General features: G+C 67.6%; 26 protein-coding genes. 11 read left to right on the top strand and 15 right to left on the bottom strand.

Annotated features, from left to right (window positions below):
• Window positions 1–47 precede the first annotated feature (47 nt).
• Entirely contained in the window at window positions 48–311 is a 264-nt protein-coding gene (locus ACUWEX_RS01535; RefSeq protein WP_077054416.1) for a GlsB/YeaQ/YmgE family stress response membrane protein, read from the bottom strand.
• Between the two features lie 264 nt (window positions 312–575).
• Between ACUWEX_RS01535 and ACUWEX_RS01530 the strand changes: the two genes are divergently transcribed.
• On the top strand, window positions 576–3,203 hold the full coding sequence (locus ACUWEX_RS01530) for an ABC transporter (protein WP_445997593.1): 2,628 nt from the start codon (window positions 576–578) through the stop codon (window positions 3,201–3,203).
• A gap of 10 nt (window positions 3,204–3,213) precedes the next feature.
• Here the strand turns inward: ACUWEX_RS01530 and ACUWEX_RS01525 are convergent, their stop codons facing one another.
• Window positions 3,214–3,528 (bottom strand): ArsR/SmtB family transcription factor, encoded by a 315-nt coding sequence (locus ACUWEX_RS01525; RefSeq protein ID WP_445996883.1) that lies wholly within the window; start codon window positions 3,526–3,528, stop codon window positions 3,214–3,216.
• Window positions 3,529–3,621: 93 nt separating this feature from the next.
• On the opposite strand from ACUWEX_RS01525, the gene ACUWEX_RS01520 reads away from it, so the two are divergent.
• Window positions 3,622–4,713: an SDR family oxidoreductase gene (locus tag ACUWEX_RS01520; RefSeq protein ID WP_445996882.1), complete on the top strand. Its 1,092-nt coding sequence runs from the start codon at window positions 3,622–3,624 to the stop codon at window positions 4,711–4,713.
• Window positions 4,714–5,691: 978 nt separating this feature from the next.
• On the opposite strand, the gene ACUWEX_RS01515 is transcribed toward ACUWEX_RS01520, so the two are convergent.
• The 3 genes from ACUWEX_RS01515 to ACUWEX_RS01505 all read right to left on the bottom strand — a co-directional run bounded on the left by ACUWEX_RS01515 (window position 5,692) and on the right by ACUWEX_RS01505 (window position 8,527).
• Window positions 5,692–6,132 carry a GNAT family acetyltransferase gene (locus ACUWEX_RS01515; protein ID WP_445996881.1) on the bottom strand — a complete coding sequence of 147 codons (441 nt, stop codon included), beginning with the start codon at window positions 6,130–6,132 and terminating at the stop codon, window positions 5,692–5,694.
• A 231-nt stretch (window positions 6,133–6,363) separates the two neighbouring features.
• Window positions 6,364–7,614, bottom strand: coding sequence for a Fic family protein (locus ACUWEX_RS01510; RefSeq protein WP_445996880.1), 1,251 nt, complete (start codon window positions 7,612–7,614; stop codon window positions 6,364–6,366).
• A gap of 70 nt (window positions 7,615–7,684) precedes the next feature.
• On the bottom strand, window positions 7,685–8,527 hold the full coding sequence (locus ACUWEX_RS01505) for an alpha/beta hydrolase family protein (RefSeq protein ID WP_445996879.1): 843 nt from the start codon (window positions 8,525–8,527) through the stop codon (window positions 7,685–7,687).
• A 119-nt stretch (window positions 8,528–8,646) separates the two neighbouring features.
• On the opposite strand from ACUWEX_RS01505, the gene ACUWEX_RS01500 reads away from it, so the two are divergent.
• On the top strand, window positions 8,647–9,165 hold the full coding sequence (locus ACUWEX_RS01500; protein WP_445996878.1) for a MarR family winged helix-turn-helix transcriptional regulator: 519 nt from the start codon (window positions 8,647–8,649) through the stop codon (window positions 9,163–9,165).
• 8 nt (window positions 9,166–9,173) lie between these two features.
• Window positions 9,174–10,073 carry an NmrA family NAD(P)-binding protein gene (locus ACUWEX_RS01495; protein WP_077054423.1) on the top strand — a complete coding sequence of 300 codons (900 nt, stop codon included), beginning with the start codon at window positions 9,174–9,176 and terminating at the stop codon, window positions 10,071–10,073.
• Between the two features lie 358 nt (window positions 10,074–10,431).
• Here the strand turns inward: ACUWEX_RS01495 and ACUWEX_RS01490 are convergent, their stop codons facing one another.
• The gene (locus ACUWEX_RS01490) at window positions 10,432–11,064 is read right to left on the bottom strand and encodes an isochorismatase family protein (protein WP_445996877.1); all 633 of its coding nucleotides are present in this window, start codon (window positions 11,062–11,064) and stop codon (window positions 10,432–10,434) included.
• Window positions 11,065–11,241: 177 nt separating this feature from the next.
• On the opposite strand from ACUWEX_RS01490, the gene ACUWEX_RS01485 reads away from it, so the two are divergent.
• Window positions 11,242–12,186: a GlxA family transcriptional regulator gene (locus ACUWEX_RS01485; protein WP_445996876.1), complete on the top strand. Its 945-nt coding sequence runs from the start codon at window positions 11,242–11,244 to the stop codon at window positions 12,184–12,186.
• Window positions 12,187–12,239: 53 nt separating this feature from the next.
• Here ACUWEX_RS01485 and ACUWEX_RS01480 read toward each other — a convergent pair whose 3' ends face one another.
• From ACUWEX_RS01480 to ACUWEX_RS01465, 4 genes are all read right to left on the bottom strand, one after another.
• The gene (locus tag ACUWEX_RS01480) at window positions 12,240–12,713 is read right to left on the bottom strand and encodes a hypothetical protein (protein WP_445996875.1); all 474 of its coding nucleotides are present in this window, start codon (window positions 12,711–12,713) and stop codon (window positions 12,240–12,242) included.
• Between the two features lie 10 nt (window positions 12,714–12,723).
• On the bottom strand, window positions 12,724–13,590 hold the full coding sequence (locus tag ACUWEX_RS01475) for a hypothetical protein (RefSeq protein WP_445996874.1): 867 nt from the start codon (window positions 13,588–13,590) through the stop codon (window positions 12,724–12,726).
• An 85-nt stretch (window positions 13,591–13,675) separates the two neighbouring features.
• Window positions 13,676–13,987 (bottom strand): hypothetical protein, encoded by a 312-nt coding sequence (locus ACUWEX_RS01470; protein ID WP_445996873.1) that lies wholly within the window; start codon window positions 13,985–13,987, stop codon window positions 13,676–13,678.
• Entirely contained in the window at window positions 13,984–14,400 is a 417-nt protein-coding gene (locus ACUWEX_RS01465; RefSeq protein ID WP_445996872.1) for a hypothetical protein, read from the bottom strand. Before ACUWEX_RS01465 ends, ACUWEX_RS01470 begins: the two co-directional genes overlap by 4 nt.
• Before the next feature lie 255 nt (window positions 14,401–14,655).
• On the opposite strand from ACUWEX_RS01465, the gene ACUWEX_RS01460 reads away from it, so the two are divergent.
• The 5 genes from ACUWEX_RS01460 (at window position 14,656) to ACUWEX_RS01440 (ending at window position 19,708) form a co-directional block, all read left to right on the top strand.
• On the top strand, window positions 14,656–16,368 hold the full coding sequence (locus tag ACUWEX_RS01460) for an amidohydrolase (RefSeq protein ID WP_445996871.1): 1,713 nt from the start codon (window positions 14,656–14,658) through the stop codon (window positions 16,366–16,368).
• Window positions 16,369–16,480: 112 nt separating this feature from the next.
• Complete coding sequence (locus ACUWEX_RS01455) at window positions 16,481–17,377, top strand: ABC transporter substrate-binding protein (RefSeq protein WP_445996870.1); 897 nt, start codon at window positions 16,481–16,483, stop codon at window positions 17,375–17,377.
• 2 nt (window positions 17,378–17,379) lie between these two features.
• Window positions 17,380–18,393 (top strand): amino acid ABC transporter permease, encoded by a 1,014-nt coding sequence (locus ACUWEX_RS01450; RefSeq protein ID WP_079726513.1) that lies wholly within the window; start codon window positions 17,380–17,382, stop codon window positions 18,391–18,393.
• Between the two features lie 65 nt (window positions 18,394–18,458).
• A complete protein-coding gene (locus tag ACUWEX_RS01445; protein WP_143785391.1) occupies window positions 18,459–19,211 on the top strand; it encodes an amino acid ABC transporter ATP-binding protein in 753 nt (250 codons plus the stop codon).
• Between the two features lie 86 nt (window positions 19,212–19,297).
• Window positions 19,298–19,708 (top strand): hypothetical protein, encoded by a 411-nt coding sequence (locus ACUWEX_RS01440; protein WP_445996869.1) that lies wholly within the window; start codon window positions 19,298–19,300, stop codon window positions 19,706–19,708.
• 37 nt (window positions 19,709–19,745) lie between these two features.
• Here the strand turns inward: ACUWEX_RS01440 and ACUWEX_RS01435 are convergent, their stop codons facing one another.
• From ACUWEX_RS01435 to ACUWEX_RS01425, 3 genes are read right to left on the bottom strand one after another with little or no spacing between them, the layout of a single operon-like run.
• Complete coding sequence (locus ACUWEX_RS01435; RefSeq protein ID WP_445996868.1) at window positions 19,746–20,174, bottom strand: hypothetical protein; 429 nt, start codon at window positions 20,172–20,174, stop codon at window positions 19,746–19,748.
• A gap of 22 nt (window positions 20,175–20,196) precedes the next feature.
• A complete protein-coding gene (locus ACUWEX_RS01430; RefSeq protein ID WP_445996867.1) occupies window positions 20,197–20,655 on the bottom strand; it encodes a hypothetical protein in 459 nt (152 codons plus the stop codon).
• A gap of 46 nt (window positions 20,656–20,701) precedes the next feature.
• Window positions 20,702–22,033: an MFS transporter gene (locus tag ACUWEX_RS01425; RefSeq protein ID WP_445996866.1), complete on the bottom strand. Its 1,332-nt coding sequence runs from the start codon at window positions 22,031–22,033 to the stop codon at window positions 20,702–20,704.
• Window positions 22,034–22,097: 64 nt separating this feature from the next.
• Between ACUWEX_RS01425 and ACUWEX_RS01420 the strand changes: the two genes are divergently transcribed.
• The gene (locus ACUWEX_RS01420; protein WP_445996865.1) at window positions 22,098–22,703 is read left to right on the top strand and encodes a CGNR zinc finger domain-containing protein; all 606 of its coding nucleotides are present in this window, start codon (window positions 22,098–22,100) and stop codon (window positions 22,701–22,703) included.
• Between the two features lie 10 nt (window positions 22,704–22,713).
• Here ACUWEX_RS01420 and ACUWEX_RS01415 read toward each other — a convergent pair whose 3' ends face one another.
• Entirely contained in the window at window positions 22,714–24,099 is a 1,386-nt protein-coding gene (locus ACUWEX_RS01415) for an MFS transporter (protein ID WP_445996864.1), read from the bottom strand.
• Window positions 24,096–24,749 carry an ArsR/SmtB family transcription factor gene (locus ACUWEX_RS01410; RefSeq protein ID WP_445996863.1) on the bottom strand — a complete coding sequence of 218 codons (654 nt, stop codon included), beginning with the start codon at window positions 24,747–24,749 and terminating at the stop codon, window positions 24,096–24,098. Before ACUWEX_RS01410 ends, ACUWEX_RS01415 begins: the two co-directional genes overlap by 4 nt.
• Between the last annotated feature and the right edge of the window lie 77 nt (window positions 24,750–24,826).

Genomic DNA, 24,826 nt, shown 5'->3' with positions numbered 1-24,826 from the left:
TTTCCCGTGCACAAGCCGCCGAAGGGGCGGTCAGGAACAACCGATCGTTAGGCCTTGCGGCGTCCGACGATCAGGCCGTAGATGAGGAGGACGATGATCGAGCCGGCGATGGCGAGGAGCCACGTCTGGATCGAGAAGAAGTCCTCGAGGGGTGCGTTGAACAGGAGGCCACCGAGCCAACCGCCGAGCAGTGCGCCGACGACTCCGAGAAGCAGGGTGATGAGCCATCCGCCGCCCTGTTTGCCGGGGAGGATGAGCTTTGCGATGGCACCGGCTGCGAGGCCGAGAATGAGGAAACCGAAGAATCCCATGATGTGTCCCTTCTAAACGGTTTAGCGAGTGCGCGCCGGGGTCTGGCACATGACTCGTCGGTTACGATGCTGGACCCGGTTCACCGAAAGGGCAAGCCAGGGCGGACCCCTTGCATTTGCCGCGAATTCCTGATTCACCGGTGACGAGTGGGCGTCGCCGTGGTAATAGCGCCGGGATGCTCGAGCGCAAGGCCCGAGCCCCACTCACGTGCAGCGCCTAGGGTTGAGCAGGTGTCTTCCCGCCGAGAAACCCAGCCGCACGACATCCCCAACGACCCGGCCGACCCCACCGCGGGAGGCTTCGTGCGGGTGCGCGGGGCGCGCGAGAACAACCTGCGCAACGTGGACGTCGACGTGCCGCGCGACAGCATCGTCGCCTTCACGGGCGTCTCGGGCTCGGGCAAGTCGTCGCTCGCGTTCGGCACCATCTTCGCCGAGGCGCAGCGCCGGTTTCTCGAGTCGGTGGCCCCTTATGCGCGCCGTTTGATCGCGCAGGGCAACACCCCGCACGTCGACGAGATCACGGGCCTGCCGCCCGCCGTGGCGCTGCAACAGAGGCGCGGCGCCCCCAGCTCGCGCTCGACCGTCGGCACGCTCACCACCCTGTCCAACTCGATGCGCATGCTCTATTCGCGCGCCGGAACCTACCCCGAGGGTGCGACTCGACTCGAGTCCGACTCGTTTTCGCCCAACACCGCGGCCGGCGCGTGCCCCCGCTGCCACGGGCTCGGCATTGCGCACACCGTGACCGAGCGGTCGGCCGTGCACGACGCCACGCTCAGCATCCGCGACGGTGCCATCGCCGCCTGGCCGGGCGCCTGGCAGGGCAAGAACCTGCGCGACGTCACCGCCAAACTCGGCTACGACATCGACGCCCCCTGGAACACACTGCCGCGTGAGGACCGCGACTGGCTGCTGTTCACCGACGAGCAGCCCGTGGTCGAGGTCATGCCGCAGCGCGACCGCGTGGCCAAGCCCTATAAGGGCAAGTTCTGGAGCGCCAAGGCCTACGTCATGCACACGCTCGCCGACTCGGGCAGCGAGATGGCGCGCAAGCGGGCGCAGCGCTTCGTCGAGTCGGGGCCGTGCGACCTGTGCGGCGGTACGGGCCTCACCCGCGCCGCGCTCGACGTGACCTTCGCGGGCCACACCATCGCCGAGCTCAACGCCCTGCCGCTCGCCGGCCTCGCCGACGCCCTGCGCCCCACCGCCCAGCTGGCCGAGACCACGACGGCCGTGTCGAACGCCTCCTCGGGCGAGACCACCGAGGTGGCCGTGCGCATCGCCGCCGACCTCGTCACGCGCGCCGACGTGCTCATCGGTCTGGGCCTCGGATATCTGAGCCTCGGTCGCGTCACCACCACGCTCTCCCCCGGCGAGATGCAGCGGTTGCGCATCGCCACGCAGCTGCGGTCGGGCCTGTTCGGCGTGGTCTACGTGCTCGACGAGCCGTCCGCCGGCCTGCACCCCGCCGACGCCGAACCCCTGCTCGACGTGCTCTCGCAGCTCAAGGCATCCGGCAACACCGTCTTCGTCGTCGAACACAACATGGATGTCGTGCGCCAGGCCGATTGGCTCGTCGACGTGGGCCCGGCCGCCGGTGCCGGTGGCGGGGATGTGCTCTACAGTGGGCCCGTCGAGGGGCTCGCGGAGGTTGCGGAGTCGGTAACGCGGCCGTATCTGCTCGGCGAACGATCCACGGGCGGCCGTTCGAACGCGGGCTCGGGCACGGACTCGTCAGCGCCGGGCTACCGTCAGCCCCGCGAACCCCGATCGTGGCTCGGATTGCGCGGCGTCTCGCGCCACAACCTGCGCGGCCTCGATGCCGACTTCCCGCTGGGCGTGCTCACGGCCGTCACGGGTGTGTCCGGTTCGGGCAAGTCAACGCTCGTCAGCCGCGTGCTGGCCGACGCCGTGCGGGTCGGGCTGAAACACGGAGGCGAGCTCGCATCCTTCACCGATCTCACGGCCGAGGCCGATGCCGACGGGGCCTCCCGCTCCGCCGCCGACGGCGAACCCGATGCGGATGCCGCAGCCGCCGAAGCCGCCACCGGCACCGCCCCCGCCACGACGACCGTCGACCGCATCACGGGTCTCGACGCCGTCGACCGCCTGGTGCGCGTCGACCAGCGCCCCATCGGTCGCACCCCGCGCTCCAACCTCGCCACGTACACGGGCCTCTTCGACACCGTGCGCTCGGTGTTCGCGGCCACCGACGAGGCGCGCGCCCGCGGCTACACCGCCGGCCGGTTCTCGTTCAACGTCGACGGTGGCCGCTGCGAGACCTGCCTCGGCGAGGGTTTCGTCTCGGTCGAGCTGCTGTTCCTGCCGGGCAGCTATGCGCCCTGCCCCACCTGTCACGGCGCGCGCTACAACGCCGAGACCCTCGAGGTGACGTATGCCGGGGCATCCATCGCGGATGTCTTGGCCATGACGGTCGACGACGCCGCCGACTTCTGGCGCGAGGTCCCTTCGGCTGCGCGCGCGCTCGACACCCTGCGCCAGGTGGGCCTCGGCTACCTGCGCCTCGGACAGCCCGCCACCGAGCTTTCGGGCGGCGAAGCCCAGCGCATCAAACTGGCCACCGAGCTGCAGCGCGCCCGCCGCGGCCACACCCTCTACGTGCTCGACGAGCCGACCACGGGCCTGCACCCGGCCGACGTCGAGCTGCTGCTCGCGCAACTGAACCGTCTCGTCGACCAGGACAACACGGTCGTCATCGTCGAACACGACATGTCGGTCGTCGCCTCGGCCGACTGGGTCATCGACCTCGGCCCCTCGGGCGGCGACGCGGGCGGCCGCATCCTCGCGACCGGCACCCCGGCCACCGTCGCGGCCTCCCCCGACAGCCGCACGGCGCCCTACCTGCGCGCCCGCCTCCCCCAGGGCTAGTCGAGCGACACTAGATCGCCAGCGAGACTCTCTTGCCGAGGGCCGCGATCGTTTCTTCGTTGCGGCTGTAGTGCGAGAACTGGCCGACACGCTGGCAGGTGACGAGCCCGGCGCGTTGCAGCGTGGCCATGAACTGAGATGCCGTCGACTGTGAGACATCGGCCCGCGCCTGAATGTGTTTGAGACACACACCGACTTCTTGCGCCGGGCGGTCTTGCGGCGGGAACGACTCGGGGTCTTTCAACCATCCGAGAATCGCCAAGCGGGTCGGATGCCCCAGCGCCTTGAAGGCGGCAACCACCTCGTCGTCCGTCAATTCGCTCATGACATCCAGCTTACATCGCCGTATCGCGATTTACCGATGATGTGCTAAACCTTAGATCGGTAAATCACGATTTAACGATGAGGATGGGCGAGCATGACGGAAACAGAAGCAGCGGCAGCGGCAGCGGCAGCGGCAGCACCGAAGACGGCGGTCGTCGTCGGAGCCCGGGGCGTGATCGGGGGCAACCTCATCGCGCACCTCGAACGCGAGGGCGACTGGCAGATCGTGGGGCTCTCGCGGCGCGGCGGCACCGACACGGCCGCCACCCGGCACATAGCCGTCGACCTGCTCGACCGCGAGCAGACCGCCGAGAAGCTCGCCGCCCTGACGCAGACGACCCACATCTTCTACGCGGCCTACCAAGACCGGCCGACGTGGGCCGAGCTCGTGCCGCCGAACCTCGCCATGCTCACCAACGTGGTCGATGCCCTCGAACCCGTCGCGCCGCAGCTCGAACACATCAGCCTGATGCAGGGCTACAAGGTCTACGGCGCCCACCTCGGCCCGTTCGCCACGCCCGCGAAGGAGAGCGATCCTCCGCACATGCCTCCCGAGTTCAACGTCGACCAGCAGCAGTTTCTCGAGCAACGTCAGCGCGGCGCCGCCTGGTCGTGGTCGGCCATCCGCCCGTCTGTCGTGGCCGGGGTGGGCCTCGGCAACCCCATGAACCTGGCCATGGTCGTCGCCATCTATGCCTCGATGAGCAAGGAGTTGGGCGTGCCCCTGCGCTTCCCCGGCGCGCCCGGCGCCTACACGAGCCTCATCGAGATGACCGACGCCGACCTGCTCGCGCGCGCCACCACCTGGGCGGCGACGACACCGGGCACGCGCAACGAGGCGTTCAACATCACGAACGGCGACATGTTCCGCTGGTCGAGCATGTGGCCCAAGATCGCGGCATTCTTCGGCCTCGAGGTCGCGCCGCCGCTGCCCCTCAGTCTCACCGACGTCATGGCCGACAAGGCCGACCTCTGGCAGCGGATGATCGAGCGCCACGACCTCGAGCCCACCCCCTACTCCGATGTCTCATCGTGGCCCTTCGGCGACTTCGTCTTCTCCTGGGACTACGACGTCATCGCGGACACCTCGAAGTCGCGCCGCGCCGGCTTCCACGACTACGTCGACACCGAAGCCATGTTCCTCAGCATCTTCCAGGACCTGCGCGACCGCCGCCTCATCCCCTGATTATCGCTCGCCCGTGAACCTGACACTCTGCTTTGAAGCTTGGATTCTGACGGACGAACGCAAAAACTCCTCCGTGCTTGCCATCGTCCCCGTGATAGCCTCGAGATGAACAACGGCAGACAGGATCTGTTCGTTACTAGTGTGAAAGCCCTGCATCATGCAGGGCTTTTGCAGTTTCGGGGGAGCAATGCCACAGCGACTTATTGCCGGGATGAACAATGCTCGATTGTCGTCTTACGAGCAGGAATGGGCCAAGCTGGCTCAGACCACACCATCCGCTGTGAGCCGTCCCGCAGTCGCGGCTTTGTACGCGTGGCAGGTCTCCCTGAGTGCGGCGTGGTACGAGACGCTTTCATATACCGAGGCCATCGTTCGAAATTCGTTAGATCAGGCTCTGCGTGATTGGAACCGCACCCAAGGTCGTTCGGAAGACTGGTTACTTGATGCGGCGCCTCCTCTTTCGGGGCTCGTCGGGAAAGCTCAGCAGGAGACCAGCTACCGCGCACAGCAAGCTCAATTAAGGCGTGCTAACACTCACCCCCGTCACGGAGCTGCCGTCAGTTTCGACGATCGAGTTGCGCAACTCAGCTTTGGGTCCTTGATTCATCTTCTCCCCGTAGATCCACCCTCGCAACGAGGGCAGCGCAGCTCAGGGCTCAGCAATAGGGAGAATCTGTGGCTCTACGCGCTGCGGCCAGCTTTCCCCAATCTGTCACCGGCTTTGACGCAAAGTTGGCAGCCCTATTTACCCGCCGGACTACCTGCGGGTGTCCAAGACGGATACGCGGTTGGACTTGCGCTCGAGAGACTTCGCCGTCTTCGCAATCGCATCGGACATCACGAACAGACCTTTCAGGTTCAGCATGGGCGTCGCTTGAAAGATGTGACTCTCATCCTGAGGAGTATCAACATGGGGACCGCGGCAGCACAGAAAGATTTTGATCGCGTGCGGCACACCCTGGCGATGCGACCGCAGCCTTAGCGCAACCACTTTCCGAGGACGACGACCTCGCCGTCCTCGTAACCGAGTCGCTCGTAGAAGTCGACGACACCCGCGTTGGTCGAGCGCACCATGAGTTGCACCTTGGGCACGTCGCGCTCACGCATCCACTCTTCGGCGGCGTCGTTCAGCTGCCGCCCGAGCCCGCTCCCTCGCCGCGTTTCGGCCACGGCCAGGTAGTAGATCCAGCCGCGATGACCGTCATGCCCAACCATCGCGGTGCCCACCAGCTCGTCGCCGTCGAAAGCCCCCAACACAGCGGATGTCTCGCCCCCCACCGCGCGCGCAAAATCTTCGGCGGGCGGATTCCACGGCCGTGTCAGCCCGGCCTCCTCCCACAACCGCGTCGCCGCCGCGCTCTGCTCAAGCCCCAGCGGGCGAATCGTGACCGCGGCGGCTGCGGAGTTTCTCTCAGACATCCACTCATCTTCGCAGCGCTGAGAGTCACGTCCAGCTCAGGAACGGCGTTGAGCGCGAAACTCGGCTCACCCATCGTCCGGAAGGCTGCCGAGTTCACTTGACGTCGCTACTGCAACGCAGGTCAGAACAATATTGCAGGCGTCCGGTTTGGTCTACCTTTTTGGCAGCATTCGTGCCATCGACCCGGGACAGGACATCTCGCCCCACCGGCTAAGTCGCCGCCCCGATGCCTAGCGGGCGCGGCGGATGTCGGCGGCGAAATCGTCGAGGACGGCGAGGATGCCCGGGTGCTGCCAGACGCGGTTGCGACGCAGGCCCGTGCGTTCGACGAGGACGCCGCGTTCGGTGAGCAGTTCGAGGGTGCGCTGCACGGTGACGTCGTTGAGTCCGAGCTGGGCCTTCAGGTATTTGGCGTTGACGACCGGTTGGCCGATGAGGAGGGGAAGCGCTTTCCACGCGACGGCATGGGCGCGCACTCCCGACATCCGCTCGCGTGAATCGTCGAGCTGGGCGGCCAGACGTTCGACAAGTGTTCTGCCGGACGCCGCGGCGAAGAGCGCCGCCTTGGCGAACCGGCTCACGATGGGGGCAGCATCCCCTGCTCGATAAGCGGTGAGGGCGTCGAAGTAGGTTTGCGTGTCGACGAGGAGGCCGGCGGAGAGGGGAATCGTGGTGTGCGAGACGACCCCTTTATTGCGCAGCATCGCTTGGGCCAGCGCGCGCCCCGTGCGCCCGTTGCCGTCGACGAACGGGTGGATGGTTTCGAACTGAGCGTGTGCGACCGCGACCTGGACCAGCGCGGGCACGTCGTCGCGCGCGATGAACCGGATGAGGTCAGCCAGCGCTGGCTCGATGCGCTCGTGATGCGGCGCCACGAACTGGGCTTCGCGTGGGCCCGCGTTGCCGTCGCCGATCCACACGAGTTCGTCGCGGAGGACCCCGGCGTGCTCCTCGAAGCCGAGTTGGTGCCGGAGGAGCTCGCGGTGCATCGCGAGCACCGTGCTCTCGTCGATCGTGCGGGAGAGCCGGATCGCCGCCTCCATGGCGCGCACATTGCCGATCACCGTCATGGCGTTCGCTTTTTCGCTCTCGTCGATCTCGGCGAGGGCGAGCTGCTTGGCGCTCGTCGTCAGGTTCTCGATCTGCGAACTCGACGCACTCTCGGTGCGGAGAAGAATTGCGGACATCGGAGCGATGGCGGGATTGTCAGAGCCCAGCGTGCGCGCAGCGAACGAGTCGAAGTCGGCGAGCGCTCGGCTTGCCTCGTCGACGTCGGCTCCGAGCCCGCCCTCTACGTCGGGCTGCCAGTCCGCGAGAACGGCGGGCACCGCTGATTTGTAGGGCCCTGTCTGTCGGTTCAGTTCGCGACGGGAGTACCGGCCGGAATCGACGGGCCGCCACTCACGGTCGTCGAACGTGATCGGCGGCACGACCATGTGGGGCTGAGCCGCCCGCTCGGTTTCGCTCGAAAACGTTGGCATAGATCGATCCTACTAACGTTTCGTCGAGAAAGTGTTAGTAAGACCAAAACTTACTTACACTTCTGCGGTGTCACAGGTTCTCGTCGAAGAAGGCAACCACATCCCGCGCCACCGCGTCGCGCACGCCGGTCGGGTCTTCTCGGTCGCCGAGGAAGACGTAGTGGCCGACGTCCGAGCCGACGCTGCGCGCCTGCGACCGGGGGAGGGCAGCCGCGTAGAGCTGGGCGTTGCCGGCGGGCGGGGTGATGTCATCCTGATCGCCCCAGCGGATCAAGACCGGCGCATCGATGCGCGCAAGCGAGTCTGGCGTGAGGAGTTCTCCGATTCCGGGGGCGAGAAGGACGCCCGCCCGAAGGCGTGGGTCGGCGACGGGCAGGGCGGTCGATTCGGCGAGGCCCGCCAGCTGCGCATCCGAGTACGACGAGCGCAGCGCCGCGATCATGTCGGGGAACTCGGGCACCGCGGGCGCGGGAACGTGGCCGGCGAAGAGGGCCGCGACGACGCGAGCATCCACCTGCGCGCCCAGCAGCGCGGCAACCGTGTAACCGCCCAGGGAGAAGCCGGCGCCACCGACGCGATCGAGGTCGATGTCGTATGCGGCGACGAGGTGATCAAGAAGGAAGCTCATATCCCTCGGCCGCTCGGAGACCAGGGTGAAACCTTCGACCAGGTACTCGTCCTGGTAGCTGTTGCCATGATGATCAACGGAGGCTACGAGAAAACCTGCGTCGTTCAGCGGCTGCGCCAGCCAGTCGAGGTCCTCGCCCGCTCCCCCGGTCCCGTGAGAGAGCAGAACGGTGGCGGCCGGGCCCGGTTGCGTGCGGGGCCATACCCGGATGCGGAGGGGTCGAGGCCCGTCACTACCCCAGCGGGTGCGCGTGGGGTCATAGAGCAGTGTCGTCTGCGGGTGCACGCTCGAAGCTTATAGCTCTGTCACGCGCCGCGATCCGCGCAGCTCGAGCAGCCCACGAAGCTCCTGTCAAGGGTCAATCGTCTTTCGCTGAGACGATCTTTTCGGCATACGATCGCAACATGGATGCTTCACCGACCCTCACCTCGGTGCCCGAGATCGACTGGGGCGCCGGCGGAATCGAAACCGAGCTCGGATGGGCCCTGCCCGCCATGTATCAGGGGTTCTCGCGCGCGGCGACGGGAGCCGTGGCCGACGTGCCCGGCGGGCCGCGCGGCTATCAGGTGCTCGTCGCCGTCACGACCGAGCAGCCCTCGTCGCAGCTCGCGCTCGCCCAGCGCCTCGGCATCGACAAGACCCAGATGACCTACGTCATCGACGCCCTCGAGACCGGCGGTTTCGTCGAACGCCGCCCCGACCCGTCCGATCGCCGCATCCGGCAGGTCCTTCCCACCCGGGCCGGCCGATCTCTGCTCGCGAAGGCCCGTATCGCCCTGCGCGAGGTCGAGGGCGTGCTCATGCGCCACCTCAGCGACGACGAGCAGACGACCCTGCGCCAACTCCTCGCCCGCGTGGCTCTCGGCACCGCCGACACGGCGACCTGCGCGATCGACGAATCACCACAGACCCCAACAGATTGAGACCACCCATGACCAGCACAATCCTCCTCGCGGGCGCCACCGGCGACCTCGGCCAGCGCATCGTGCGCGAGCTGCTGACGCACGACGTGCAGCTGCGCGTGCTCACCCGCCCCGGCAGCCAAACCGCCACCACGCTCTTCGGCCACGAAGAACGCATCGAGATCGTCACCGCCGCCTACACCGACCACGCCGCGCTGACCCAGGCGATGACGGGCGTGGATGTCGTGGTGTCGGCCGTGAACGGCCTGCGTTCCGTGATCGTCGACGCCCAGCGCGCCCTCCTGAAGGCGACCGTCGCGGCCGGTGTGCCCCGCTTCATCCCGTCGGACTACTCGGCCGACTACCGCCGCATCGCGCCCGACAGCAACCGCAACTTCGAGCTGCGGCGCGAGTTCGCGGCCGACGTCGACGCGGCACCCGTGCAGGCCACCTCGATTCTCAACGGCATGTTCACCGACCTGCTCGCGGGCGACGCGCCGATGATCTTGTGGGACCGCAAGCGCGTGCTGTTTTGGTCATCCGCCGATCAGATCCTCGACTTCACGACCAAGGACGACGCCGCGCGTGTGACGGCCCTCGCCGCGCTCGACGACAACGCCCCGCGCGTGGTCGAGGTCGCCGGTTCGCAGGTGTCGGCCCGCGAGGTCGCCCGCACCATGACGCGGTTGACGGGCACGCCCTTCAAGCTGCAGTGGGCCGGAACCGCCGGAACCCTGCTGGCCATGAGCAAGGCTATGAAGCTGGCCTCACGCTCGTCGGACGAACCCTTCCCCGCCTGGCAGGGCATGCAGTACTTCGTGAGCATGTTCAGCGGGCAGGCACAGCTGCACCACGTCGACAACGACCGCTACGGCGCGCACGAGTGGACGACCGTCGAGGATGTCTTGAAGGCGCGCCTGGCTCGCTAGCGACCCGGCCGGCACGCGCGTTCGGCGTGAGCGCGTCGCCGCGCGGCACCCCCCGTCCGAGTTTTGTTTGCGAGAACCGTAGGCTGCGGGCCGCACCAGACGTAGCCTGGCGACGAGGTTGACAGAGTTGGCCCAATGTCCGCGAGCGCGTCTCGCGGTTGAGGCAACTCATCGCGGGTTCGAATCCCGCACCTTCCGCTAAGAAATGCCCCCGCTAATGAGAGCGGGGGCATTTCTGGCATTCACGTTACTACCCGCGTGGCGACGCCTGCAGGGGGTTGCTCCTCTCCGCGGAACGCGCAGTGAGCGTCGGACACGAAGCGCTCATGCTCGGCCGATGGCGCGACGCGCGAGTGCCTTAGGCGGCGCGGCTCGCGCCCGTCGTCGCCGACTCGATGAGGTTGCTCGCTTCGAGGGGCTGGCCGTCGGCGAGCGCCGCCGTCCATGCTTCGGTCGTCGCGACGGTGGCGAGGTTGGAGTTGAGTAGGGCCATGAGCGTGGTGTGCACGGTCTGGGCGCTGGCGAAACCCGCCGAGTTGGCGATGTTGATGGCGCCCGTGGCATCCGAGAGAACTTCTGTAGTGAAACCCAGGAACTCGGCCTCGACCGATGACGCCAGAACGCAGTTGTTGGTCATGTAGCCGACGAGCGTCACGGTGTCGAGGTCGCGTTCGCGCAGCCACTCGGCCAGGCCGGTGCCCACATAGACGGAGCTGTAGGACTTGGTGATGCGCGTCCACTCGTCGGTCGCACGCGCCTCGATCTCGGGGTGCAGCTCGAATTCGGGCGTGCCGGGTGCGAAGAGGGGAGCACCCTCGCCGCCGCTGTGCTGGAAGGCGACGATGGGGATGTCCGAGGCCTCGGCCGCATCGATGGCGGCGAGAATGCGCGGCAGCGATTCGGCGTGCGGCGGGTAGTGGATCTCGAGGGTTCCGTCGAAGTATTGCTGCTGAACATCGATCAGGATCAGGGCGCGGCGCGGGTTCGTCATGAGGTTTCCTCCAAGTTGTCGGGATGCCTGAGCCGCGGTTCTCTCGCCGCGGCAACGGCACCTCACTATCGTCGCCCGGCAGCACTCCCCCGCGTGAGTGGCACGCATGCCGCCTTACAATGGATTCGGGCCACCGCGGTCACTCGCCGCGAACCGGCCTCACGAACGGAGTACAGCATGCGCATCGCCATCTACGCGTTCGACGACATCACCCTGTTCCACCTCTCGGTGCCCCAGATGGTCTTCGATGAGGTGCGCCGCCTGGGCCTCGCCGACTGGACCACCGTCGTCTTCTCCGACCACCCCGGTTCCGTGCGCAGCGCCGAGGGGCTCACGATCGGCGGCGTGGCGGGCCCCGAAGCCGCAGCCGACGCCGACCTCGTCGTGGTCCCGTCCTGGCACGACGACGGCCGGCCATCCACCCCCGCGCTGCAACGAGTTCTCGTCGACGCATCCGCCCGCCGCGCCCCCATCGCCGGGCTGTGCCTCGGAACGTTCCCCCTCGCCGAGGCCGGTCTGCTCGCGGGCCGCAGCGCCGTCACGCACTGGCGCGAGTTCGGCCTGCTCACGAGCCTGCACCCCGACATCGCGCTCGACGAGGGCGTGCTCTACATCGATCACGGAGACATCCTCACGTCAGCGGGCACCGCCTCGGGTCTCGACGCCTGCCTCCACGTCGTGCGCACACGCCTCGGTGCGGATGCCGCGAATCAGGTCGCCCGCAACCTCGTCATCGCGCCGCACCGCGAGGGCGGTCAGGCGCAATACATCGAGCGGCCCATCGCGCACGATCGTTCCGACGACGCCATCGCCACCGTGCTCGACTGGGCCCTCGCGCACCTCGCCGAACCGCTCACCATCGAGACGCTCGCGGCCCGCGCCCACCAGAGCCGCCGCACCTTCATCCGGGCGTTCCGCACGGGCACCGGCACCACGCCCGCCGCCTGGGTGCGCGCCCGCCGCCTCGACGAGGCCCGCCGCCTTCTCGAAACGGGCACCCTGCCCATCGAACACATCGCCAGCGACTGCGGCTTCGGCAGCGCCGTCACCTTTCGCCAACTCTTCCTCGCCGAGTTCGGCACCACCCCCTCCCGCTACCGCGCCCGCTTCACGACCGCGTGAGGGGCGCCACACCTTCCAAGGTCACACCACGTAGTAGAAAATCGCTCCCAGGGTCAGGCCGATGCTTCCTGTGGCCCCAACGCCTGCCAAAATGGCACGCGTCCGTCTCGAGTGTCGGAATGGTGCTTCCGGTGAGGGGGGGGTAACTTGCGCGCAAAGGCGTGAGCGAGGCAGATGACACTCAAACCGATCCCAATAATGAAGCCGAATCCAATGACCAACGGCATATAGCTGACCGGCGGTCCCTCCGAAGAAGCGTCGGGATGGTCGATGACGTACGTGATTCCCAGGGCCACTGCGATCAAGATCATGCCTCCGATCGCGCAGATCCACGTCAACCGAACACGAATGCCGAGTCCTTCCGTGGCCGGTTCGAGCCTGTTCTGGGTTAGAGAGCGTTCCTTATCGGAAAGTTCGGTGCTGCTCAGCGTTTCCAGCTTTCGAATGTGTTTTCTCGCTGCACGTATGTTTTCGAGCTCCGCGAAGACGATTACGACGACTGCAACAGTTATCAGGGAAGCGATCACGGTTTGTATCTCACCCTGTAGTTGAGATTTGGCTGGACCAAGCCGCAATTACTTGAGCGACGCGCCGCACTCGACGACGGCTCAGAGGTACACCCCGGAAGGCGCGTGAGGTTCCCGGGCGCAAGTTGATGACAGCGACTCTGACCAACCCGAACTCGGCGCCACGAGTAGCAACGCCGTCGTACGCCTCGTGATCTATGCGCCGAACATCCTCTCGAGCGATCACGTACGTGCGAAACCACGAGACGACCTTCAGCGACGAAGCGGATGTGTAGAACCCCATGAACATTGCTCGCCCGACGAAGTACGCAGCTGCCGCGCCAAAGAAGATCTGACCCAGACGATTCGCCGCGTCATCATGCAACGGTCCGACGATCGCCGCAACGATCCCGGCCAGGCCCCACGTGGCCCCGGCTACGCCGAGAGCAACACGCTCGGTGCCGAAGACCCTCACGAACCGCTTATCGACGACGGTATCCTTGCGGATGCGCTTCATCTTGCGGGGGCCAGGCCCGGAGTCATACAGGTAGGCGATGGGGGCGTAAATCCGTTCCAGCTGCCAGCGGGGCGGTGTGTGCGCGACCTGTTCCCGCAGCACAGTGAAGAGGTCGTCCTCGGAAGGACTGTTGCGCAGGATGTATTCGTCCGGGATGTCGAGATGACGAAACGGTTCGTTGACGACTGCGTTGGCGAACTCATCCCTGCGGCCCTGCAGCTCTTCCCCGAGGGCATCCTCGTAAGCTCCGAGCGCATCGATCAGCTCGACCTTCTCGCGATCTGACAGGCGGTCGATTCTGTCGCGCAGTTCGAGGTCGAGCAGGGATTCGGGGTCGAGGCGCGCGACCATGCCGAACGTCCCGTCCCCCTGAATCCACATGAGCCAAATCTAGGGGCCGCGGCGGGCCCCAAACACACCCCAGAAGGGGAAACACCCTCGAACCAGCCGATCCGACTTGGGCTGCCTAGAAACCGCCGCCTTGCAGCAGGACTGTACACAAAACGGCGAACATGACCAGTGGAACGGGGAGGACGTAGACCAGAGCGCGGCGGCGCAGGATGACGATAACCGTCGCGAGATAGCCGATCACCATCGCTCCCACGAGGGCGGGGGCAATCAGATTAAGCATCCCATCGGCCTCCACCGGAACGGCGGACGCATTCGACAGATGCCAGACGGTCACCTCAACGACGAGCCACATCTGCGCGAGCGTTGCACACGCCAAAATCGCCAGCGCAATCCGAGCGAGCCACCGCGACGCCGTGTTCCTGTTCATGAGCGCCGGAACCGCCTCAGAACGAAAGAGAGGCCCTCCTGCATCGGCAATTTCAGCGTTACCGTCCCTTCGTCGTCGTGAAGGCGTAATGATGGGAAACCGAGTCGCCGAGACCGCATCTCTTCGCCCTGGCCCAAGACATATGACACCGCCAGAGAAACGAGCCGGGAGAGCGCAGCATGGACCTCCTCGTCGGATGCGTCGTCGTCGACATAGTCCCACGTGAGCGTCGTCTCCGTTTGGACGCTGAAGTAACCCTGACCAGGCGTGTACACCGCCGCCCATCGGTCGGGGTCTTCCCGGTCCTCGACCCGCATATATGCGCGCGAATCTTGCATACCGACGAACGCAAAACATTCCGAGAGTCGCGGACGTAGCCCCTCGAGAACTGCCTGAGCGTCCTCCGCCTTCATTGCCTGAGCCCTTTCCCAAACTGTGTTGGCCGATCGGCCGGTGCGTACACACGCACAAGAGGTAAATCTAGGACCCGCGGCCGCACCCCGGACACACCCCGAAGGGGAACCGGCTCGCCCGGCCCTGCCGGGCACCCCGTAGGGATAATGTAAATACTTGATTACGCAGGCCATCCGGGCAGAGTCGCCGGGATACGATCTGGGAACCGCAACGGAGTGATCCGCTTCGTGGCGGTGACAGGAAACAGGCACCAGATGACAGCACGCGCCGACGTCATTTTCGTCAATGGCACGGTATTCGACGGTCGACGCCTGCTCGCGCCCGGCACCGACGTCGCCGTGCGGGGCGAGACGATCGTCGCGGTCGGCCCGGATGCCCTCGGCCTCCGTGACGCGCACACCGAGGTCGTCGACCTCGACGGCGGCCTGCTGCAGCCCGGGTTCGTCGACGCCCACATCCACCCCATCGAGGGCGGGCTCGAACGCATGCGCTGCGATCTGTCGGTGGGCGCGACATCCGATGACTATTTGAGCATCATTCGCGACTATGCGGTGGCGCACCCCGACGAGCCCTGGATTCGCGGCGGCGGGTGGCAGCTCGCGGCTTTTCCCGGCGGCATCCCCCCGCTCGATGCGCTCGACGCGGCCGTGCCCGACCGACCCGTCTTTCTCGCCAACCGTGACCACCACGGCGCCTGGGTGAACAGCCGCGCCCTCGAGCTGGCGGGCATCGATGCGCACACGCCCGACCCCGCCGACGGCCGCATCGAACGCTTCGCCGACGGCCGCCCCAACGGCGTGCTGCAGGAGGGCGCCCGAGAACTCGTCACCCCGTTCATGCCCGCCGACACCGCCGACGACGAATACGCCGCGCTGCTCTCGGCCCAGGCCTACCTGCACTCGCTCGGCGTCACCGGCTGGCAGGACGCCATCGTCGGCAACTACGGCAGCCACACCGACACGGGCGACGTGTACCGGCGCGCGGCCGACAACGGCGACCTCACCGCCACCGTGCGGGCCGCCCTCTGGTGGGACCGAGAGCGCGGCCTCGACCAGCTCGACGAACTCGTCGCCCGCCGCGCCGCCCTGCACGACAACCCGCGCTTCAGCGCCGCATCCGTCAAGGTCATGCAAGACGGCATCCCCGAGAACCAGACCGCCGCGATGATCGACCCCTACCTCGACCCGTCGGGATGCCGGTGCGGCACGCCCAGCACGGGCCACTCCTACATCGACCCCGCCGACCTGCGGCGCTACGTCACGGCCCTCGACGCCGCCGACTTCCAGGTGCACGTCCACGCGATCGGCGACCGGGCGGTGCGCGAGGCCCTCGACGCGCTCGAGGCGGCCCGCACCGAGAACGGCCGCGCAGACGGGGGCCCGAGCAACCGGCACCACATCGCGCACGTGCAGATCGTGCATCCCGATGACGTGCCGCGCTTCGCCCGGATCGACGCCGCCGTGAACATGCAGGCACTGTGGGCCACCTTCGATCCGCAGATGGTCGAGCTCAACCTGCCGATCCTGGGCGACGAGCGCGCGGCGTGGCAGTACCCGTTCGCGGCGCTCGAACGCGCCGGGGCCCGACTCGGCGCCGGCTCGGACTGGCCCGTCACGACACCCGACCCGTGGCAGGCGTTGCACGTGGCCGTGAACCGGCGGCTGCCCGCATCCGACCCCGATTTCAACCCGCGCGCGTTCTTCGCCGAGCAGGCGTTGACCCTCGAAACGGCCCTCGCCGCCTACACCTCCGGCTCGGCCCACCTCAACGGCCAAGACGACGCCGGACGTCTCGCCCCCGGTTTCGCCGCCGACCTCGTGGTGCTCGACCGCGACCCGTTCGCCGCGCCCGCCGACGAGATCCACCTGACCCGCACCCGCCAGACCTGGGTGCGCGGCCGACGCCTCTACGACGCGCCGGCCCACGACCGCGAATTCGACCTCACCTCATCGACTTCGCTAACCTGACGCACCAACCCGCTCCACCGCACTACCCGCTCCACACCACAGCACCGCACCGCACCGCACCGCTTCACCCGTTCCACCCGCACCGCCACCACGGCCCGACGAAAGAACCAACATGACAGCGAAATCCCTTGCACCGCTCGCCCTGCTCGCCAGCGCAGCCCTGCTGCTCACCGGTTGTGTGAACAACGAAACCCCCAGCCCCGGATCATCGGGTTCGGCCGCCGCCATGACCGTCGAAAAGGATGACGCGGCCGCCAAGCTGCTGCCCGAAGACGTGGCCTCCTCGGGCAAGCTCGTCGTCGGCACCGACGCCACCTACGCCCCCAACGAGTTCAAAGACGCCGACGGCAACCCCACCGGCTGGGAGATCGAGCTGGCCGACGCCATGGCCGCCAAGCTCGGCCTGAAGACCGAATACACGATCTCCAAGTTCGACAACATCATCCCCGGCATCACGGGCGGCAAATACGACGTCGGCGTCTCCTCCTTCTTCGACACCGTCGAGCGCCAGCAGCAGGTCGACATGATCGACTACTACACGGCCGGCATCCAGTGGGCCGCGCCCAAGGGCAAGCCCATCGACCCCGACAACGCGTGCGGCCTGAAGCTCGCCGTGCAGAACGGCACCACCGAGGCCCTCGACGACGGCCCCGCCAAGAGCGAAGCCTGCGTGGCCGCCGGCAAGCCCGCCATCGAACTGCTCGGCTACGACACGCAGGACGACGCCACCGCCGCCGTCGCGCTCGGCCGCGCCGACGCCCTCTCGGCCGACTCGCCCGTCACGCAGTACGCGGTCGCCCAGTCCGACGGCAAGCTCGAAACCTCGGGCGACGTCTACTCCGTGTTCCTCTACGGCATGCCCATCGCCAAGGACTCCGGTCTCGGCGAGGCGCTGAAGGCCTCGCTGCAGTCCCTGATGGACGACGGCACCTACACCGAGATCTTGAAGAAGTGGGGCGTCGACCAGGGCGCCATCGACGCCATCGACATCAACGGAGCCACGGAGTAATAATGACCTCCACGACCACCGCTGGGCGCCCCGACCGGGCGCCCAGCGCGGGCGGTTCAGAGCCTGAGCCCATCAAGGCCATCCCGCTCCGGCATCCGCTGCGCAACGTCATCGCCGTCATCCTGATCCTCGTGGTCGCGGCGTTCATCTGGGATGCCGCCACCAACCGCCCCGCCTATGACTGGCCAGCGGTCGGCAAATACATCTTCGACGTGCGCGTCTCACAGGCGGCGTTCGTCACCATCCAGCTGACCGTGCTGTCGATGATCATCGCCATCCTGCTGGGCGTTCTGCTCGCCGTCATGCGCCTGTCGCCCAACCCGGTGCTCAAGGGCATCGCGTGGATCTACCTCTGGATCTTCCGCGGCACACCCGTCTACGTGCAGCTCGTGTTCTGGGGCCTCATCGCCACCATCTACCGGCAGATCCAGGTGGGCATCCCGTTCACCGACGTGGTGTGGGCCGAGTGGACCACGCAGGATGTCATCAGCCTCTTCTGGCTGGCCGTCATCGGTCTGGCCCTCAATGAGGCCGCCTACATGGCCGAGATCGTGCGCGCCGGGCTGCTGTCGGTCGACGAAGGACAGTCCGAGGCGGCCACCGCGCTCGGCATGTCGTGGTCGAAGACCATGCGTCGCATCATCCTGCCGCAGGCCATGCGCATCATCATCCCGCCCACGGGCAACGAGGTCATCTCGATGCTCAAGACCACGTCTCTCGTCACGGCCGTGCCGTTCTCGCTCGACCTCTACACGCGCACGCGTGACATCTCGGCCGAGACGTTCAACCCGATCCCGCTGCTCATCGTCGCGTCGATCTGGTACCTCTTCTTCACCAGCATCCTCATGGTCGGCCAGTACTTCCTCGAGCGCCGCTTCGCCCGCGGCACCCGTTTCGTCGACGTGGGGCCGGGTGCGGATGCCGCAGCCACACCGGGTGCCGAAGGATCCGACGCCACGCCCACCGGTGTCACAAGCACCATCCCCGGCGGAAAACGAGACGGAGGCTCAGCATGAGCGCCACGACTGCACACCCCTCGCCCGCCGCATCCGCCGGGTCTGCCGGATCCACCGACACGCCCATGGTGGTCGCCGATCGCGTCGTGAAATCGTTCGGCTCCCACACGGTGCTGCGCGACATCTCGCTCACCGTCAAGCGCGGCGAGGTGCTGTGCGTGGTCGGGCCCTCGGGTTCGGGCAAGAGCACGTTCCTGCGCTGCATCAACCACCTCGAAAAAGTGGATGGCGGGCGCCTCACCGTCGATGGAACCCTCATCGGTTATCGCCAACGCGGCGACAAGATCTATGAGATGAAGCCGCGCGAGGCCGCCGAGCAGCGCAAGGACATCGGCATGGTGTTCCAGCGCTTCAACCTGTTCCCGCACCTGACGGTGCTCGAGAACATCATCGAGGCGCCGCAGCAGGTCAAGCGTCAGTCGAAGGCCGACGCCTCGAAGCGCGCCATGGAACTACTGACGCGTGTGGGCCTGGCCGAGAAGGCGAAAGCCTACCCGGCATCCCTGTCGGGCGGCCAGCAGCAGCGTGTCGCCATCGCCCGGGCCCTGGCCATGGACCCGAAGCTCATGCTGTTCGACGAGCCGACCTCGGCTCTCGACCCCGAGCTCGTCGGCGAGGTGCTCGACGTCATGAAGCAGCTCGCGGCCGACGGCATGACCATGATCGTCGTCACCCACGAGATGGGCTTCGCGCGCGAAGTCGCCGACACGCTCATCTTCATGGACGGCGGCGTGGTCGTCGAGAGCGGCGACCCCCGCGAGGTTCTCGGCAACCCGCAGCACCAGCGCACCAAGGCGTTCCTGTCGAAGGTGCTGTAGCGGCATATGCTGTAGCCACATCGTGGAGGGTCTCGCCGGTCACATGACGGGCGGGGCCCTCTCACCATCGCTCGAGGGGAATCGCCATGGCCGACAACGCAGCGCGGCGCGAGAAGTTCTACGCGCGCAAAGCCGAGCTGGATGCCGAGCGGCAGGGGCTCACCCCCGAGGAGTACGGCGTCTACAAGGGAAGCGTGGGCAGCGCGGTCCAGCCCGTGAACTCGGCCAGCGGCCTGCTGATCATATCGATCGTGCTGACGCTGATCTCGATCGGCGTCGCATATGGCGCCGTCATCATCGTCATGCAGAGCATGGGCCTCGTGCCCGTCGTCGAGGGCGACACCGAGTCCACCCCCGTGATGTGGTTCTTCTTTTTCCTCATGTTCCTAGCCCCCGTTGCGTCCTGGAGCTACTACATCAAGGAACGCCGCGCCCAGAAGCTGCGCCTCGCGCGCGGCCTGCCCCGCAACATCACCGAATCGGGCCCCTCGGCCTAATTACCGCCCACCACAATGCGCCACGGCTGCGTTGCCCTTAAAGCTCGGGGCCTGACCATGTGGGCGTGGGCGGAGCCGGAGGGCGAACCGGGTAGGGGTTGCGCGGGTTGAGATCCTGCAAGTGCTGCAGTTCGGCCGCCGAGAGAGCACCCTTCTGAGCTTGGGTCGCGATGGCCATCATCTCGATGTCGCCGCCCGTGGTGCGAAATCCGGTTGCCGACATCTGCTGCGCGATTGCCCACGCATAGACGGCCCGCTGCTCTTTCGACATCCGCCGATATTGCCGGCTCACAAAGATCAGCGCGCCGAAAAACCCCAGGCCAGCCAGGAAGAAGATCAGCCCATATCCCTTGTCGACGGGGCTGAGCAGCAGGAAGGCCATCCCGAACACGCTGAAGAGCACGCCGAGTACGGCATTCAGGATGATCTGCTGCCGCCAGTAGCTGCTCGTGCGCTGTGCACTCATGGCATCAGTGTGTCAGAGGGGCTCAGCAGGTGGCGTCGAGGTAGTCGCGGATGTCGCCTGTCGGGCCCGAGAGTTCCTTGACGATGGCGAAGATGCGGGAGTCCAGGACGGGTGAGCTCTTGTCGGGGACGGCCTCGGCGATCTCGACGCCCTCAGCGTAGAGGCCACGGGCGGACTGCCAGGCCGACTCGATCTCGGAGGGTGGGGTGACCGCATCCATGACGGCGACGCGACCCGAGAGATCGGAGATGGTTTCGTCGGCGGGCAGGCCGACCTGGAAGTTGCTGGGGGTGGCGAGGGTGCCGCCCGCGTCGGCGTAGGCGGTGCAGAAGTCACCGCCCGCGGCGGCCGCGGAGGTTTCGGGGGCCGACGAGGCGGCGGACGTGTCGTCGCTCGGCGCCGAGCTGGACGAGCATCCGACGAGGGCCGTGAGGGAGGCGCACGCGGCCACGGTGAGGGCAAGGGGTCGCAGTTTCATCATGTTCTTCAACCTATCGGCATGCCCGTGGCCCGGGCGATGGGGAGCCCTACCCATGAGGGGCGGCGGATGTCGCGGCCGGCGCCTCGGTCACGTCGAGGCTCTGGGGGTCACGCACGGAACGAAGTGGCGAGAGGGCGACCCAGAGGACCACGAGCAGCAGCCCCGAGCATCCGATGGCGATGCCGAACCGCGTGCCCCACAGTTCACCCGCGAGACCGCCGAGGCCCGCACCCACAGCGACCGTGCCGTAGGTGAGCCAACGCAGCGTCGCGTTGACACGGCCGAGCACCCGGTCGGGCGTGCGCAGCTGGCGGATGGTGAGGGCCACGACGCTCGAGAGGGCCGTGCCCGCGCCATTGACCGCGAACGCCGCGACGAGCGCGCTGATGATGACGAGCTGCGGCACGGTCGGGTCGAGGATCGGTAGGACCGCGAGCGCGAGGCATTCGGCGACCGCGCACGAGACGAGCACGACGCCCGCACCGCAGTGCCGCACGGCACGGGGTGCGGCAAGCGCCCCCAGCACGGCGCCCACCGCACCGAGGCTGAGCACGAGGCCGACGCCGCCGGCATCCAGCCCGAGATCGCGCACGGCGTGCACTGTGAAGAGCACCATGATCCACTGGGCGAAGAGGTTGTAGATGCCGCTGAAACCGGCGAGCGAGACGAGGATCGGGTCGGCGCGGACCACGTTCAAGCCGTCGACCAGGTCGCGCCAGAACCGTCGGCCGGTCGGTGCCGGTGACTCTTCCCGCGTGCGGATGCCGATGAGTGCCAGCGCCGAGGCGCCGTAGGTGAGCGCGTGAGCGAGCACGGCCCAGGGCGCGCCGAGCGCCTGCACGAGCAGACCCGCCAGCCCTGGCCCGCCCACCTGCGCCGCCGACGCCGTGGCCTGCAGACGCCCGTTGGCTCGCTCGAGCGCGGGTCGCCCGACCACAGCCGGCAGGTAGGACTGATAGCTCACCTCGAAGAGCACCGTGAAGATGCCGACACAGAACACGACCACACCGAGTAGCAGCAGGTTGAGCACCCCGCACACCGCGAGCACAACGATCATCCCGGTCAGGATGGCGCGAGCCATGTCTGCGCCCACGAGAAGCGGGCGGCGCCGACGCCGGTCGACCAGTACGCCGAGCGGCAGGGCGAGTAGGAGGAACGGGAGCCAGCGCAGCACCGCGAGCAGTCCGACCTCGCCGGCGCTCGCGCCGAGAGGGAGCACGGCGAGGAGCGGCAGGGCCAGGTCGCCGATCTGGGCACCGAAGGCTGAGGTCGCCTGCGCGGTCCAGAAACGGGAGAAGTCGCGGCCGAGTCGGCGAGGCGCGGCCCGGGTGGGGCTAGACGTCGACCGATCGCGACTAATGGGCGAAACGGGTTGCATGCGTTAGACCCTGGCAGATCGAGAACTAATGCCACAAGGCCCAGAAAGGCATTAGATTGAATTCATGTCGTCCGCCGCCGAGTTCAGCTACCCTCAGGTCGCAGGCCACCACGCCCTCGATCTCGTCGACACAGTGCATTGGCGTTTGAGCGAGACCAAACTCATCGACACCCTGCGCTCCTACGACCACGTTGTGGACTGGTGCGAGCAGATGGGGCTGCTGTCGCCCCATGATTGCGCGGCGCTGCGGCGATCGGCCGCGCACGAACCCGACGCGGCCGCGCGCGAGCACAGCGCCATCCAGGAGATGCGGGAGGCGATCTTCGCGGCCGTATTCGAACAATTAGGGGCCGCCGCCGAGCTTCTGTCCACCGAATATGCCGGGGCTATCGCATCCGCTCGGCTGGAACGCGAAGCCGACTCACCCGACAACCGTTGGGAGTGGCGACTCGACCTCACGCTCGCGACGCCCCGAGCGCGCATCGCCTTGCTCGCCGCCGAGCTGCTGACGGGCGATCTCTCGACAGCCCGGCAGTGCGCCGACGACGCCTGCGGCTGGGTCTATCTCGACACCTCGCCGCGGCACAACCGGGTGTGGTGCACGGCGGCCGGATGCGGCAACCGCAACCGCGTGGCCCGCCACCAGTCCAGGCAACGGAACGCCCGCTGACGATCGCGGCCTACGCGGCACGACCTCTCTCGACCCTCACCCCTCGCACGCTCCGACTGGATGCGGCGAGCACAGAGACCGCCGCGATGATCGCCGCGCAACCGAGCAGGGTGGGGCCGGTGCCGACGAGATGCGCGAGCGGCCCGACGAGAACCTCGCCGAGCGGGATGGCGACGAACGAGCCGACCATGTCGTAGGAGTACACGCGGGAGAGGGCATCGCGCGGGATCTGGGTTTGCAGGGATTGGTCCCAGGCGATGGCGAAGATTTCGAGGGCCACGCCGCCCAGGAAGAACGCGCCGAGCAGGACGGGCAGGTGCGGCAGGATGCCGAGCGCCGCGACAGGCACGGCCGTGACCGCCATGAGTGCGACCCCGATCGCGAGGGCACGGCGCGGCCGCCAGCGCAGGGCGATCACGGCACCCACCGCCAGGCCGACCGTTTGCGCGGCTATGACGAGACCCCAGGCCGCGCGACCGAATGAGGCATCCGCGACAACCGGGCCGAGGATGGTCGTCGCCCCGACGAACGCGGCGTTGAGTATCGCGAACTGGGCGACGACGATCCACACCCAGCTCCGGCTCGAGAACTCGCGCCAGCCCTCGCGCAGGTCGGCGAACATCGAGGGGCGGCGACCGGCACCCTTTTCGCGAGGCCGGCGCGGCAGGCGCATCCGCGAGAACAGCAGGCCGGCGACGGCGAAACCGGCCGCGTCGATGGCGAGACCCCAACCGGGGCCCACGACGGCGACGAGGCCCGCACCGGCCGAGGCGCCCACAATGCTGCCGCCGTTGAGGCCGAGGCGGAGCAGGGCGTTGGCCGGCCGCAAGAGGTCGGTCGGAACCGTCTCGGGCACCAGGGCGGCCGAGGCCGGCAGGCTCACGGCGGCGACCGCTCCGTTCAGCACGCCGAGCAGCACGAGCAACGCGATGGTCGCCGAGCCCGTGATGACCAGGGCCGCGATCACCCCCTGCGTTGCTGCGGCGGCCAGCGAGGTGCCGACGAGCACGACGTCACGAGGAAGCCGGTCGGCGATGACGCCCCCGAAGAGCAGCACCGCGACGTTGGCGAGGGAACGCGCCGCCACGACGAGGCCGAGATCGGCGGCCGAACCCGTCAGGTCGAGCACGGCGAACGCGAGGGCGATCGGCGCGATGGCGTTGCCCAGGATGCTCGTCGTGCGAGCCGCGAGGAGCCAGCGGAACGGGGTGTGACGGAGCGGGTTCATCGTGGTGCGGCCGTCGCCCGCGGTGTCGGGGCGGCCCGCCGGCGCCACGATAGGGCTCGAGTCGCTCGAGTCGCTCGGGTCGCCGCTCGGGCAGCGGTCGCCCTGGCCCGATCCGGCGGACAAGTGCGTCGAATTCGCGCCGGTCCCGGCCCGGGGTTCGTTCGTCATGGTCGCTTGAGCGGGAAGAGTGCCGCCGTCATCGACACGGGCCGCGTGCCCGGGGTGCGCGGGGGTTTCGCGGCCGCATGAAGGAGGGCCGACGCATCCCCGATGTGACGAACGACGCGGCGCCAGGTTTCGGGGGCGACCCAGAGCTCGGCGTCGGTCGAGACCTGCGGGCCGTCGCCGCGGCGAGCGTTGCGGCGACGCAGTTCGTGAATGAGGGCCTCGACATACTCAGCGCGGTCCTCGGCACTCGAAGCGGCACGACTCGGCACAACAGTCCTCACCCGGACTGCACCGTTCGCACCGCTCGCACCGGTAGCTGTCCCCGCCTCACCCGCGCCTGCACCCGCGCCTGCGCCCGCATCCGCGGTCATGCCCGCGCTCGCGCTCGCCTGAGCGTCGTCGAACCGGAAGCGTTCGGCCGAGGATTCGTGGCGATACCGTTTCGCCTCCCCGCCCCGCAGCCGCACGGTCTCGACCACCCGCACGAGCCCGGCGCGCTCGAGGACGCGCAAGTGATAGCTCGCGGTGGCCTGCGAGTAGCCGAGCTCGCGTCCCGCTTCGGCCGCGCTCATCGCCGCGCCGGTGAGCAACGACAGCAAACGCAGACGGATCGGATGGGCGGTCGCGCGCAATTCGTCGAGGGAAGACATCCCGCAATCGTCGCCCGCCGAGCCGTCACCGTCAAATGTGTCTTTGGGGGTTGGGCCATACCCGCGCGGGGAACGAC

This window comes from Okibacterium fritillariae (assembly GCF_052783725.1).
The sequence above is the reverse complement of the archived record's forward strand: the minus strand, read 5'-3'. Positions and strand labels throughout refer to the sequence as shown.